We start from the raw sequence: 12,930 nt of genomic DNA on the forward strand, positions 1-12,930 counted from the left end.
TAGGGGATAGTCTGGTGATAACCCGCAAATTGCGGCTCTTTTTAAGAATTTCCTTGGCTGTCTCGCCCTCAAAGGCTTGACGGGAGGGGAAATAGCGGGAATCACCATTTCAGGAAAAGTAAGGTGGAATGAGCCTTGGCGGATAGAAATTGCATGAGCAAGCATTTCCGGGTGCACTGTCTTTGCATTCTGCCTGAGGCTGCCGTGGTTAATCGGCAATTAAAGATCACTCCGTTAGGTGTCTGACAGTGATTCGCGGCAATGCGCCGGATGCTCAAGGGGCGGACGGCGATGCGGCGGAACAGGTGTTAGCGTCAGGGAAAGCGACGAGATAGATGGCAACCAAAGTCAAAGAAAACGAAGAAGCAGAAAACGAACGCGACGGTGCGACGGACGGCCCGCTTCTCGACCTTTCGGATGACGCGGTCAAGAAAATGATCAAGGCCGCCAAGAAGCGCGGCTATGTGACGATGGACGAGCTGAATTCCGTCCTGCCGTCCGAAGAGGTGACCTCCGAGCAGATCGAAGACACGATGGCGATGCTGTCCGATATGGGCATCAACGTCATCGAGGACGAGGATGCCGAGGAGGCGACCGCCAGCGAAGACGACAGCGATTCCGACGGCGAAGAGTCCGAAGGCGGCGAACTGGCGCCCTCCAGCGGCACAGCGCTCGCGACCGCGAAGAAGAAAGAACCGACCGACCGTACCGATGACCCGGTGCGCATGTATCTGCGCGAAATGGGTTCCGTCGAGCTTCTGTCGCGCGAAGGCGAAATCGCCATCGCCAAGCGCATCGAGGCCGGCCGCGAAACGATGATTTCCGGCCTGTGCGAAAGCCCGCTGACGTTCCAGGCGCTGATCATCTGGCGCGACGAACTCAACGAAGGCACGACGCTGCTGCGCGAGATCATCGATCTCGAAACCACCTATTCCGGTCCGGAAGCCAAGGCGGCGCCGCAGTTCCAGAGCCCTGAAAAGATCGAAGCGGACCGCAAGGCCGCCGAGGAGAAGGAAAAGACCCGCAAGCTGCGCGCGCCGACCGGCGACGAGGATGTGACGGATGTTGGCGGCGATGGCCTGCCGCCGGAAGAGGAAGAAGAGGACGACGACGAGTCCAATCTTTCGCTTGCCGCGATGGAAGCCGAACTGCGCCCGCAGGTCATGGAAACGCTCGACACCATCGCCGACACCTACAAGAAGCTGCGCAAGCTTCAGGATCAGCAGGTTGAGGCGCGTCTTGCCTGCACCGGCACCCTGTCTTCCGGTCAAGAGCGTCGTTACAAGGAACTGAAGGATCAGCTGATCACGGCCGTCAAGTCGCTGTCGCTGAACCAGAACCGTATCGACAGCCTTGTCGAGCAGCTCTACGACATTTCCAAGCGTCTGATGCAGAATGAAGGCCGCCTGCTGCGCCTTGCCGAATCCTATGGCGTCAAGCGTGACAGCTTCCTTGAACAGTATCACGGCGCGGAACTCGATCCGAACTGGATGAAGTCGATTGCCAATCTGGCTGCGCGCGGCTGGAAGGAATTCGCTCGCGAGGAAAGCAACACGATCCGGGAAATCCGTCAGGAAATCCAGAACCTCTCCACGGAAACCGGCATTTCCATCGCCGAATTCCGCCGCATCGTTTCGATGGTGCAGAAGGGCGAGCGCGAAGCGCGCATCGCCAAGAAGGAGATGGTCGAGGCCAACCTGCGTCTGGTGATCTCGATTGCGAAGAAATACACCAACCGTGGTCTTCAGTTCCTCGACCTCATTCAGGAAGGCAATATCGGCCTGATGAAGGCGGTCGACAAGTTCGAATATCGCCGTGGTTACAAGTTCTCGACCTATGCGACCTGGTGGATCAGGCAGGCAATCACCCGTTCGATTGCCGACCAGGCCCGCACGATCCGTATTCCGGTTCACATGATCGAGACGATCAACAAGATCGTTCGCACCTCGCGCCAGATGCTGCACGAGATCGGCCGCGAGCCGACCCCGGAAGAACTGGCCGAAAAGCTCGCCATGCCGCTTGAAAAGGTGCGCAAGGTTCTGAAGATTGCCAAGGAGCCGATTTCGCTCGAAACCCCCGTGGGCGACGAAGAGGATTCGCATCTCGGCGACTTCATCGAGGACAAGAACGCGCTGCTGCCTATCGACGCCGCCATTCAGGCGAACCTGCGCGAGACGACGACCCGTGTTCTGGCTTCGCTGACGCCGCGTGAAGAGCGTGTTCTGCGCATGCGTTTCGGCATCGGTATGAATACGGACCATACGCTGGAAGAAGTCGGCCAGCAGTTCTCGGTCACGCGCGAACGTATCCGTCAGATCGAGGCGAAGGCGCTGCGCAAGCTGAAGCATCCGAGCCGGTCGCGAAAGCTGCGGAGCTTCCTCGACAGCTAAGCTGTTTGTTTCCTTTAAAATTGAACCCGGTCAGTCCGCGCTGGCCGGGTTTTTTGTTTCCCGCACTGGCGAACTCTGCGACAAGCCTTATGTGTGAAAACAGGCATTCCGCTTTTGCTGGATAAGCCCGGGTTCGATTTGGTTCGATGAGATGCAACAGATTTCGGCAAGCAAATGGCGGAGGGGAGGATGGGCTGTGCCCGTCTCCGTGCTGCTGCATCTTGCCGTCGTCGCGCTTTTCTTTTTCGAGCTGCCGGAGCGCATAGCCGAGCCGCAGGAGCCGGAGAGCATCAGCGTCGATCTGGTGCCGCCGCCCGAGGAGAAAAAGGCGGAAGAGGCCCCGCCGCCGGGTGAAGAGAAGGCGAAAGAGGAAAAGCCGCAACCTCCACCGCCGCCGCCCGCTCCTCCGGCGGAAGAGGCAAAACCTTTGCCGCAGCCGCAGGCGACGTTGCCGTCCATAGCCATGAGGCCCGAGGAAACGCAGGCGGACCCCGAGGACAAACCGGGCAAGACGGAGGAAGCGGAAAAGACCGAGCCTTCTGCGGAGCCTGCAAGCCAGCCTGAGAAAACGGCTGAGGAAAAGCCCGCAGCTCCTGCCGCCAACAGCGATCTTCAGGCTTCCGCAGCACAGGGGGAGATCGCGGTTTCACCCGTGAAGGAAGAAGCGCAGCCCGATCAGCCGCCAGTGCCGCAGGCCAAGCCGACTGAGGAAAAGCCGGCGGAAGTGACGGAAAAGAAGCCCGCGAAACTTCCGGCGGCCAAAAACCTCCTGTCTTCGTCCATGCTGTCACCGGCCCAGAGACGCCAGATGTTTGGCGATCTGCCACCGCGTCGCCGCGTCGTTCAGCTTTGCAGCACCGAAGCCCTGGCCCAGATTCAGGGCGCGGGATTTGCCGCCAGGGGCATGATCCCCTATTCGGACACGGGCGGCAGGATTTCCGGTAATTCGATCGATGCTTCCGGCGGCGCGTTCAACACGGGCAATGGTTGGCATGACGTCTCGTTCCAGTGCGAAGTCGATCTGGAAAATTACACGGTGACGGAATTCCGGTTTAAAATCGGAAATGAGGTCAGTCCGGAAGACGCAAAAAAGCGCGGCTTTACGAGATTTCAGTGAGGGCGGGTTTTCTCAATCAGGAAGCCTCGTTCACATAAGTCTCCTAAACCCGCTCGGCATCCCCCACCAGCAGCCCAATGCCCGCCATCAGCGCATCCTCATCATAGGGCTTCCTGATCACCGGCACGGTGCCGAATTCATCCGGCACCATGCTGCCATCCGCATAACCGGTGGCGAAGAGGAAGGGGACGCCACGGCGGTGGAGTTCCCGGGCGACGGGGATCGATGTATCGGAGCCGAGATTGATGTCGAGAATGGCCACATCCGGCACATAGGTCTTCAGCTTTTCAATGGCCATTGCCGACGAGGTTGCCGTTTCGATTGCCTTGATGCCGTTGTCTTCCAGCATATTCTCGACATCCATGGCGATCAGCATCTGGTCTTCGACGAGTAATACTTTCAACGGCTCCTCCCGGTTATAGCGTCTGGGCTGCGGCGCGGTTTCATCTTCGGTTTGCGTGTCGGCGACTGCCGTGGCCGAGGAAACGTGACGGGAGGGCAGGAGAATTTCCGCCTCCAGCCCGTCGGGCAAATAGCGTATCGTGCTGCGCCCGCCGAGATCGTATGGGATGCTGCGGCTGATGAGTGCGGTGCCGAAGCCCGCGCGCGATGGCGGGGGTAGTTTGGTGGGCAGGATTTCGCGCCACTCAATCTCGCAATCGCGGTTCTCGTCGATGGTCCAGCGCACATGCAATTGCCCGCCATTTTGCGAAAGCGCGCCGTATTTGGCGGCGTTCGTCGCCAGCTCATGCAGAACAAGAGCCATGACGGAGAAAGCGCGCGAATCGAGCGTCACCTGCGGGCCGGTCAGTTTCACAACGGTTTCCGGCGAGCGATGCGGCGACAGTTCGGCATCCAGAAGATCGCGAAGCGCGCCGCCGCCTTCACCGCGAATGATCTGGTCATGGGCAAAGGACAATGCCTGAATGCGGCCCTTCAGGGCGGTCACATATTCCTGCAGGGTCTTGCCCTCCTGCGAGGGATTGCCGACCAGCGATTTGATGATGGCCAGAACATTCTTGACGCGGTGGTTGAGCTCCTCGTTCAGCATGCGCTGGCGCACTTCCGCGCGTTCCCTTTCGCCCGCCATCAGCTCGCTGTGATGGAATGCGACCTCGACCAGCGCAATCCTCGCCGCTTCCGCGATCTCCCGGTCGGCTTCCGACCAGGGCTGCGCCTGCAGGCGGACCGTCTCTTTCCAGATCGCAAAGCTCTTGCGCGGGGTGAGGCGGTCGCCCATCGGGCCGGTCTCATAGGATTTTTCCGGATTGCCGGCCCAGTTCAGATTTTGCACGATCTCCTTGCGGAAAAACAGCAGGTAGTCGTTTTTCACCTGCGACAGCGGAATGGCGAGCATTCCGGCTGCCGTGCCGGCATAGATTTCCGCCTCCGGTATGGCTTGCGACAGCGCGTGCGTCGCCCAGACCTTGCCTTCCGACGCCGAGGCGACGAAGCGAGCCAGCCTTGGAATGGCGTCATGCGGCGGCGTTGCGCCATGGCCGTGCCAGTTGTTTCCCACCCACAGGCCGACGCCATCGCAGGGCATCAGATCGGCAAAATCCTGAAAGCTGTCGATCAGCAGTTCTTCGATGTTGGCGTGATGGGCGGCAAGCCGAAGGAAGCGGTCAAGCGCGGCGTGGGCATGGTTGACGGTATCGAGCCTGCGCTTCTGTTTCAGAACCTGCAAATGCATGGAGAAAAACTCTCCGAACATTTCAGCGGCGATCCGGACCGGCATCGTCAGCACGCGCGGGGAATAATGATGGCAGGCGATCAGGCCCCATAGCGCACCGTCGACAATCACCGAAATCGACATGGAAGCCGCAACACCCATGTTGCGAAGATATTCGCAATGGATGGGCGAGACGCTGCGCAGATGGGCAAAGGACATATCGAGAGCTTCGCCCGATGCGTCAAGCGCCGGCAGGACGGAAACCCGGGCGCCGCTGGCGTCGGATATGATGCGCAACGTGTTCTTGAGATAGAGCGCGCGGGCCTGCTGGGGTATGTCGCTGGCGGGGAAATATTGACCGAGAAAGCTTTCCAGCTCCGGCTGCTTCGCTTCCGACACGACCTTGCCGGCGCCATCCTCCTCGAAACGATAGATCATCACCCGGTCGTAACCGAGCGTCGCCTTTATCAGCCGCGTCGTTCTGGAGATCAGGCTTTCGACGCTGTCCGCCTCGCGGATGCGGTCCACCATCTTGCGCGCGGTGCCCAGCGGCTGCGTTTCGCTGCGGGAGGGTTCGAATTCGATGATGGTGGTGGATTTGTAGCGGTGCAGGGAAATATCGAAGCTGCGGCCATCGCTCATTTCCATGGCGGGCAGCATGGCGGGACGCGTGGTTCTGCCGGTGACGGTGAGCGCATTGCGAAGATCGTGGACGAGTTTTTTGCCGAGCACCTCCTCGGCGGTCCTGCCATTGATATCGCCTTGGACGCCCAGCAGTTCGCGGCAGTTTTCAGAATGCCGCAGCACCATGCGCATGGCGTTGTCGCAAGCGATGAGACAGCCATGCGGTTGAATATAGCCTGGGATGTGGATGGGTTCGCGGTCGCAATTGGTCAGGTCGACATGATAGTCACTGGGGGCCATGAATCAGTCTTTCGCACCCTGTGCCTGTCTTGTACGGGGAATATTGTGTTCGTCGAGGAACGGGTAAGCTTGAATAATTCATTCTGATAGTGCCAACCCTTCCCCGTTTTTTGCAACTGTGACGCCGGTTTTCCGTTCTGCTTTTATAGGCCGTCGTCACGCAATTGTCGTATCCCTAACGTCATCGGATACAATTTGACATGTTGAAACGTTGGCAGCGCCGATTTTGTTCCAACCCGTTGAAGGAAAAAATGTGCCGCAGAGAAAAATGATGGTCGCCACCCGGGGGCAGGGTCTTTATGAATTCACATCCGAGGCCAAGGCATTCGTCAGCCACGCCGGCGTGGAAGAAGGCCTGCTGACGGTCTTCGTCCGGCACACATCCTGCTCGCTGCTTATTCAGGAAAACGCCGATCCCGATGTGCGGCGCGATCTCACGGTGTTTTTCTCCCGTCTCGTGCCGCCTTCGGACGATCCTTCCATGCGCTGGATCATCCACACCCTCGAAGGCCCCGACGATATGCCCGCCCATATCAAATCGGCGCTCACCACGGTTTCAATGGGTGTGCCGATCAGCGACGGCAGGCTCGTGCTCGGCACCTGGCAGGGCCTTTATCTTTTCGAACACCGCGACCAGCCGCATCGGCGCGAAATCGTGCTGCATATCTCGCCGTGATATCCGGATCCGGATCGAGGCGTTCCGCGTTAACCTCCCTGAACGCCTGCTGAACATCCGGTTCTGCTGATATTCAGACGGGCGGGTCTAGGGTCTCGTCAATCGCCGGGGGATGTTCCCCTGTCGGCAAAGAAACAAACGGAGTGAGTTCATGTTCAGCACCTTCGCAAAAGCCGGCCTGGCTGCCCTCATCGCCCTCGGTGGAATTTCCTTCACTGCGCCAGCGGCTTCCGCAGGCTCGGATGTCCAGTTCAGAGTTCAGGTTCAGGATGGCTATGGCCATCGCCCCGGCTGGGGTCGCCCGGATCGCCCGAGCCGCGGCTGCTCGCCCTGGCTTGCGGAAGAAAAGGCAAGCCGCATGGGTCTACGCCGCGCCCGTGTGGTTGATGTATCGCCGCGCCGTGTCGTGGTGGCAGGCTTCGACCGCCGCGGCCGTGATCGCATTGTCTTCGCCAATGAGCGCGGCTGCCCCGTAATTCGCCGCTAATATGTAGTCCGCCGTTAACAGCAGCGACCCTTATCGATCTGCCGATATCCCCGTATGGCAGATGGATCAAAAATGCCCCTCGCTTGTCCGGAATGGCAGGCGAGGGGCATTTTATTTTGCGTTATGTAAGTGACTGAACTCAAGATTGGGCAGGAGCGGCACCGGGGTGCCGCCCGCCGTCGATCTTACTGGTCGAGAGCGAAGGTGACGTTGACCACCACGCTGTAGCTGTTCTCGCCCGAAGCGATCGGCACGCTGTCGGCTTCCTTCATCATCGAAGCACGCATCATGCCCGCCGGTACCGGCATGGGGCGCTGCGAGTTTTCGCTGATCTGAATGACACGGCCGAGCTTCACGCCTGCCGCTTCCGTCAGCGTTTTCGCCTTGGCCAGAGCATCGGCAACGGCCAGCTTGCGGGCTTCGGTCACCGTCGCTTCGGGCTTGTCATTGGTGAAGGTGATATCGCCACCCTGGTTGATGCCGAGCTTGACGGAGGTATCGAGGATGGTGCCGAGCTTTTTCAGATCGCGCACCCGCACGGTCAGGCCGTTGGACACCTGATATCCGGTGATCTCAGGCGCGACATAAACGCCGTTCTTGGACTCGTTCTGCTTATAAATCGGTTGCAACGAGAAATTACTCGTCTGCAGGTCGCGGTCTTCGATGGCCGCCTCTTTCAGCGCCTTCAGAACATCGGCGAGCGCCTTGGAATTTTCAGTCAGCGCAGCCGCTGCGGTTTCCGCCTGCTTGACGACGCTGAAGGAAAGAATAGCCATATCGGGCGCGATGGCCGCCTGGCCTTCGCCGGAAACACTGATGGTGGCTTCGCGCAGGCTGGCATCCTGCGCAGATACCTGGGCGGCAAGCGGCATCATGGCCGCCGCGGTCAATGCGGCGAGTGCGAAAAGGCGGGCCGTTTTTGTCTTCATGGTGTTTCCTCGTTGATTGAGTCCCTTTGAAGGGTATTGCCTTAGATTGTGTAGCTAATACGGCGGCACTGCTTTGCGAAAGCATCATTGGCTTGTCGGCCTCAAAAAATTACGTTAGAGCGTGACCCACCGGATTCGAGCCATTGCGAAACCGGTGTTTCGGACTGGTTTTTCCGAGAAGGGCCTGTAGCTCAATGGTTAGAGCCGGCGGCTCATAACCGCTTGGTTGGGGGTTCGAGTCCCTCCGGGCCCACCATTTTCTTTCAAGATCAATTGTTTGGGATGTTTCGCGACTTTTCGCGAGCGCGCCTCTGTCACGTCTGATGCGTGATCTCTGCGATGCCGATGACAAATTCTAGCAGTGGAGTTTGTCATATCGGCGTCGATCCGGCGTGCCGATGGCGCAAGCCGGATCGAGAAAGCTTTAATGTCAGTTACAAACCCGCATACTTTCCGTATGCCAGCCGCCGTCATAGGAATTGGGAACGCGGCGGTCTTCGAACCAGCAGCGCGGGCGGGGCGGCGGTGGCGGCTCGTAGTAGCGTGGGCCGTTGTTGCTGTTGGCGATGGCGCCGCCGATCAGGCCGCCGATGACGCCTGCGGCGAGGCCGCCGGCAATCGCTGCACCGTCATTGTGGCGGCGGTGTTCGCGGTAGGGCGGCGGGGGTGGGCCGCCGCGGTCGTAACCCCGGTCGTAGCGCGGGCGATAGGGATAGTCCTGCGCGGCAGCGGTGCCATAGGATGCAAAAATGCTGCCGGTGGCGACCAGCGCGGCAATAGTGGAAAGAATTATCTTTTTCATCGGGGCTACTCCATAAGCCTGCTTCGGGAGATAGAGGCTCATTATGCCCGGATGATGGCACGGGACGGGTGAACGGCCTGTGAATATTTCATTTTTATGCGGTTCATATTTCTATGGTCTCAGAGGGCCGCAGTGGGTGCAGGCTTTCAGCGAAAAAAAGCCCGGCGGAGGGCCGGGCTTTTTGTCGAAATCGACTGGTCGCTATCAGAACTTCACGCCGAGGCCCACTTTCACAGTGTGCTGGTCGACATCGGTGTTGATACCGAAGATGTCCTTGTCGCTATAGTCGTTGTAGCGATATTCCAGCCTGCCGAACACATTGTCGGTGAAGGCATAGTCCAGACCCGCGCCGACGGTGTAGCCGTTGAAGGTGGTGCTGTCCTTGCCGGCACCGGGCGTTTCGATGAAGCCTCGTGTCGCGGTCCAGCCGGCCGTGGCATAAAGCAGGGCATGGTCGAAGGCATAACCGACGCGGCCGCGCACGGAGCCCTGCCAGTCGGTGCCGATCTTGGTGCCCGCATAGTCATTGTCGTTCCAGTTATAATCGACATCGCCTTCGATGCCGAGGACCATATTATTGTCGAACTGGTAATTGTAACCCACGAAGGCACCGAGAATGCCGCCGTTGAAATTATCCGAGGCGACCGGGCCGCCCGCCGAAAAATCGCCATTTGCCCAGCCCGCGCCGCCTTGAATACCAAGATAGGGGCCAGACCAGGTGAAGACCGGCAGGGTTTCCTGCGCGACCGGAGGTGCGGGCGTTTCGTAGACGGCATCCGCGGCCATTGCGGTGCTGGCCGACAGGGCCAGAAGTGACGTTACGATCAGCGTTTTCATCGTTTTTCTCCCTGAGCTGACTGACATCCATAGCATAGATTAGCTGCTTTTAATATGGGTCGGGGTTCGGCGGTTCCAAGAGGCGCTTATGTCCTCCCGGCGTTGCTGGCCGTCTTGCCCCGGATCGCGGCTTTTTATCGCCCCGCCATGCTGTTCTGATGCGTCGAACGTCTTTGGCCGTGTTTGGTTCCCTTCGGCGTTTCGACGAAAGTCCGGCAGGGCGGCTGGCCCACGTCACGCTTGGTTGTCTTGACAGCGCAGGGCGCGACCATAGAGTTGTGGTAGACTGTGGCGGTGCGGGTGCTTTGCGCTGCATCGCCGGCGGCATCAGTTGCGGTTGAGACTACACCGTTGCGGCCTCCCGGCGAGGGGGATCGTTGCGGGCGGAAAGGGCATGGGAGGATGAGATCGCATGAGGCTTTATTCTAGCGGAGGAGGGGCGACGTGATTGTCGGAGCCGTTCTCAGCGCCATTCTTCTTCTCACCCTCATTGCGTTTCCGCGGCATCTGAAATCCGTCGTCATCTGCCTGTTGCTGATCTGGACGACCACCGCCGCCTTTGTGATTTATGACTGGCGGCGCGGCAATCAGCGGCTCGACCATATCGTCGCGAGCGCCGAATTCGACGCGGCCTGCCCGGATGCGGCATTGCCGATCCGCGTCAGCTTCCGCAACGACAATAACGTCGCGGTGCAGCGGCTGACCTATACGCTGGAAGGGTTCGAACCGGCCTTCCGCGCCTCCGTTTCCTTCGATCCCTATCAGGTGAGCGAAAGACGGATCGAGGCCGGTGAGACTTTCGCGGCCTGCCGGGCGTTCCGGATGCGAAACAATGAAAGGGTGGAGCCGCAACGGCTGGAATGGCGTGTCACCGTCATTTCCGCGGAATTCGACTGAGCGGTTCGGCGGCTTCCGTCTATCACGGTATTTTGAAAATTTTCACGCCGGTGAGCGGCGGCCGGAAAATCCCTGCGTCACAGCGGTTCCGGGCGGATGGGCGAATTCTCATCGTCCGCAAGGGAACCGGCCGGGCCCGTCGCTGACTTGTTTTCGTCCATTTGCGATGCCATCTCCCCCTTCATTCGATTGATGTCGCGGGTTGATGTTTTGCGTATTGTTCTAAAGCTTCTGAAAATAACCGCCATCGGCCTTGTCGCGCTGCCGGTTCTGGCGGGTGCGCATATGGGCATCGGCCAACTCACCGGAAATTTTCACGAAGTCATTCCCGGCGAACTCTATCGTTCGGCCCAGCCGAGCGGCAAGGATATCGCGGCCTATGCTAAGGCTTATGGCATCAAGACGATCATCAACCTGCGCGATGAAAAGCGTGAAGGCTGGTATGATGCGGAAAGCCTTGCGGCGAAAAATAATGGTATCCGGCTTGTCGATTACCCGCTGAGTTCAAGCGAAAAGGTCTCGGTGGAAGATTCGGAAACGCTGGCGGCCGTGCTGCGCAATGCAGAAAAACCTGTCCTCATCCATTGCGAACATGGCGCGAACCGCACCGGGCTCGCCTCCGCCATCTATGTGGCCGCCGTGGCTGGCAAGAGCGAGGCGGCCGCGGAGTTTCAGCTTTCGCCCTATTACGGGCATGTGCCGATCCCCGGTATCGGGCGTTATGAAATGTACCAGTCGTGGGATGATTTCGAGGAAACCATCGGGTTTTGAGTGTCGCTTTATACGCGGCGTCATCCTCGGCCCTGTGCCAAGGATCTAACCATGTTGTGTCGAGTGGATAGGTTGCAGATGCTCGGGACAAGCCCGAGCATGACGGCAGAGGGGCTGTTGGCCGCAACGCGCCTCAATAATCCCCGCCGCTTTCCCCGATCACTTTCGTCAGGCTTCCCGTCGCCGGGAAAAGCGGGATGAGGCAGGCCTGGAGCGCGTGGTAGATATCGCCCTTGCCGGGGAACAGCGTGTGGGCGGGAACCAGATCTTCCGTCAGTTCCTCATGCCAGCCGCCATTCTCATGGTCGATGAAGTTGTTGGCGATGGTGCTCCAGATGCGGCGGTAGCTGTCTTCGTAGAAGTTGTCCGCCGGCAGGTTCTCATTGAGGAAGTGGGCAGCGCCCGCCGCTTCGCACATCGGCCACCAGAGCTTGGCACGCTTGTCCGGATTGTCGTTCCAGTCGAGCGTATAAAAGAAGCCGCCCTTTTCCCGGTCCCAGCCGAGCGCCATGGATTGCACGAAGAGCGATTTCGCGGCAACCGGCATCCAGTCATGGCGGCGTTCGCCCAGCACCCATAGTTGCAGGATAAGGCGCGCCCATTCCAGCCAGTGGCCGGGGGTGGAGCCGGAGGGGCGGAACATTTCGTTGCCGCGATACTGCTTGTCGAGCGTCCAGTTCTCGTCGAAATGCTCCGGCACGCGGAAATCCAGCTCGCCGGCGCGGCGGCGGATGACGAGATCGGCGATGCGTTCGGCCTTGTTGAGATAGTTGCTGTCGCCTGTCGCCTCGTAGGCGGCCATCAGCGCTTCGGTCAGGTGCATGTTAGAGTTCTGGCCGCGGTAATTCTCGATGGGTGACCAGTCGCGATGGAATTCCTCGGCGATGGCGCCGTGTTTTTCTTCCCAGAACCGGGTTTCGAGCACCTCGGTAATGTCGGCCAGCATCTTGTCAGCCAGCGGATGCCCGACGGTCTTGGCGGAAGAGGCGGCCAGAAGCACGAAGGCATGGCCATAACCCTGCTTGGTGGCATCCACCGGGCCGGCATCGTTCACCTGCCAGAAATAACCGCCATGGTCGCCGTCGCGATGTCTGTTCCAGAGATAGGTCATGCCGTGATCGACGATATCGCCGCAGCCCGGGCGGCCGAGCAGATGGCCGATGGAGAAGCAATGCACCATGCGGGCTGACGCATGGATGCCGCGCACGGGATCCTTTGCCTGAAGCGGCGTGCCTTTGGCATCCAGATCGAAGAAGCCGCCGGCAGGGTTGAGGGCGCGGTACTGGAAGAAATCGAAAAGTCCCTCGGCCTGTTTTACCAGCCACTGACGGTGCCAGGGCAGGGTGTTCCAGTTGCGGCTGTTGCGATCGTCCTCGGGCATTCTCATCCTCCATGCGGTTTGCTGCTTCGGCTTATATCCTTGCCGTA

Annotated in this window: 11 protein-coding genes and 1 tRNA gene; 7 read left to right on the forward strand and 5 right to left on the reverse strand. The window is 59.5% G+C overall.

What is annotated here, in order from left to right:
* Positions 1-335: 335 nt before the first annotated feature.
* A complete protein-coding gene (rpoD, locus tag ACIQUH_RS06420) occupies positions 336-2,390 on the forward strand; it encodes an RNA polymerase sigma factor RpoD (RefSeq protein ID WP_386904202.1) in 2,055 nt (684 codons plus the stop codon).
* Positions 2,391-2,586: 196 nt separating this feature from the next.
* Complete coding sequence (locus tag ACIQUH_RS06425; RefSeq protein WP_400813245.1) at positions 2,587-3,507, forward strand: DUF930 domain-containing protein; 921 nt, start codon at positions 2,587-2,589, stop codon at positions 3,505-3,507.
* 43 nt (positions 3,508-3,550) lie between these two features.
* Here the strand turns inward: ACIQUH_RS06425 and ACIQUH_RS06430 are convergent, their stop codons facing one another.
* The gene (locus ACIQUH_RS06430; RefSeq protein ID WP_400813246.1) at positions 3,551-6,103 is read right to left on the reverse strand and encodes an HWE histidine kinase domain-containing protein; all 2,553 of its coding nucleotides are present in this window, start codon (positions 6,101-6,103) and stop codon (positions 3,551-3,553) included.
* 268 nt (positions 6,104-6,371) lie between these two features.
* Here ACIQUH_RS06430 and ACIQUH_RS06435 point away from each other — a divergent pair, with 268 nt between their 5' ends.
* A complete protein-coding gene (locus ACIQUH_RS06435) occupies positions 6,372-6,779 on the forward strand; it encodes a secondary thiamine-phosphate synthase enzyme YjbQ (RefSeq protein WP_400813455.1) in 408 nt (135 codons plus the stop codon).
* A 151-nt stretch (positions 6,780-6,930) separates the two neighbouring features.
* Entirely contained in the window at positions 6,931-7,266 is a 336-nt protein-coding gene (locus ACIQUH_RS06440; RefSeq protein ID WP_400813247.1) for a hypothetical protein, read from the forward strand.
* A gap of 185 nt (positions 7,267-7,451) precedes the next feature.
* On the opposite strand, the gene ACIQUH_RS06445 is transcribed toward ACIQUH_RS06440, so the two are convergent.
* The gene (locus tag ACIQUH_RS06445; RefSeq protein ID WP_400813248.1) at positions 7,452-8,195 is read right to left on the reverse strand and encodes an SIMPL domain-containing protein; all 744 of its coding nucleotides are present in this window, start codon (positions 8,193-8,195) and stop codon (positions 7,452-7,454) included.
* Between the two features lie 180 nt (positions 8,196-8,375).
* Between ACIQUH_RS06445 and ACIQUH_RS06450 the strand changes: the two genes are divergently transcribed.
* Positions 8,376-8,451, forward strand: a tRNA-Ile gene (locus tag ACIQUH_RS06450).
* Positions 8,452-8,625: 174 nt separating this feature from the next.
* Here the strand turns inward: ACIQUH_RS06450 and ACIQUH_RS06455 are convergent.
* The gene (locus ACIQUH_RS06455; protein WP_035261012.1) at positions 8,626-8,997 is read right to left on the reverse strand and encodes a hypothetical protein; all 372 of its coding nucleotides are present in this window, start codon (positions 8,995-8,997) and stop codon (positions 8,626-8,628) included.
* Positions 8,998-9,201: 204 nt separating this feature from the next.
* Entirely contained in the window at positions 9,202-9,834 is a 633-nt protein-coding gene (locus tag ACIQUH_RS06460; protein WP_400813249.1) for an outer membrane protein, read from the reverse strand.
* 444 nt (positions 9,835-10,278) lie between these two features.
* Here ACIQUH_RS06460 and ACIQUH_RS06465 point away from each other — a divergent pair, with 444 nt between their 5' ends.
* Both ACIQUH_RS06465 and ACIQUH_RS06470 read left to right on the forward strand, forming a co-directional pair.
* Positions 10,279-10,731, forward strand: coding sequence for a hypothetical protein (locus ACIQUH_RS06465; protein ID WP_400813250.1), 453 nt, complete (start codon positions 10,279-10,281; stop codon positions 10,729-10,731).
* 210 nt (positions 10,732-10,941) lie between these two features.
* The gene (locus ACIQUH_RS06470) at positions 10,942-11,502 is read left to right on the forward strand and encodes a dual specificity protein phosphatase family protein (protein ID WP_400813251.1); all 561 of its coding nucleotides are present in this window, start codon (positions 10,942-10,944) and stop codon (positions 11,500-11,502) included.
* A gap of 133 nt (positions 11,503-11,635) precedes the next feature.
* Here ACIQUH_RS06470 and ACIQUH_RS06475 read toward each other — a convergent pair whose 3' ends face one another.
* Positions 11,636-12,883, reverse strand: coding sequence for an AGE family epimerase/isomerase (locus tag ACIQUH_RS06475; protein ID WP_400813252.1), 1,248 nt, complete (start codon positions 12,881-12,883; stop codon positions 11,636-11,638).
* Positions 12,884-12,930 lie beyond the last annotated feature (47 nt).

The sequence above is a fragment of the Agrobacterium sp. NPDC090283 genome (genome assembly GCF_044769685.1).
GTDB lineage: Bacteria > Pseudomonadota > Alphaproteobacteria > Rhizobiales > Rhizobiaceae > Agrobacterium.

Excerpts from the sequence above, each read along its gene's own strand:
- ACIQUH_RS06475 (WP_400813252.1), bottom strand. The coding sequence starts at position 12,883 with ATGCCCGAGGACGATCGCAACAGCCGCAACTGGAACACCCTGCCCTGG.
- ACIQUH_RS06455 (WP_035261012.1), bottom strand. The coding sequence starts at position 8,997 with ATGAAAAAGATAATTCTTTCCACTATTGCCGCGCTGGTCGCCACCGGC.
- ACIQUH_RS06430 (WP_400813246.1), bottom strand. The coding sequence starts at position 6,103 with ATGGCCCCCAGTGACTATCATGTCGACCTGACCAATTGCGACCGCGAA.
- ACIQUH_RS06445 (WP_400813248.1), bottom strand. The coding sequence starts at position 8,195 with ATGAAGACAAAAACGGCCCGCCTTTTCGCACTCGCCGCATTGACCGCG.
- rpoD (WP_386904202.1), top strand. The coding sequence starts at position 336 with ATGGCAACCAAAGTCAAAGAAAACGAAGAAGCAGAAAACGAACGCGAC.
- ACIQUH_RS06440 (WP_400813247.1), top strand. The coding sequence starts at position 6,931 with ATGTTCAGCACCTTCGCAAAAGCCGGCCTGGCTGCCCTCATCGCCCTC.
- ACIQUH_RS06460 (WP_400813249.1), bottom strand. The coding sequence starts at position 9,834 with ATGAAAACGCTGATCGTAACGTCACTTCTGGCCCTGTCGGCCAGCACC.
- ACIQUH_RS06435 (WP_400813455.1), top strand. The coding sequence starts at position 6,372 with ATGATGGTCGCCACCCGGGGGCAGGGTCTTTATGAATTCACATCCGAG.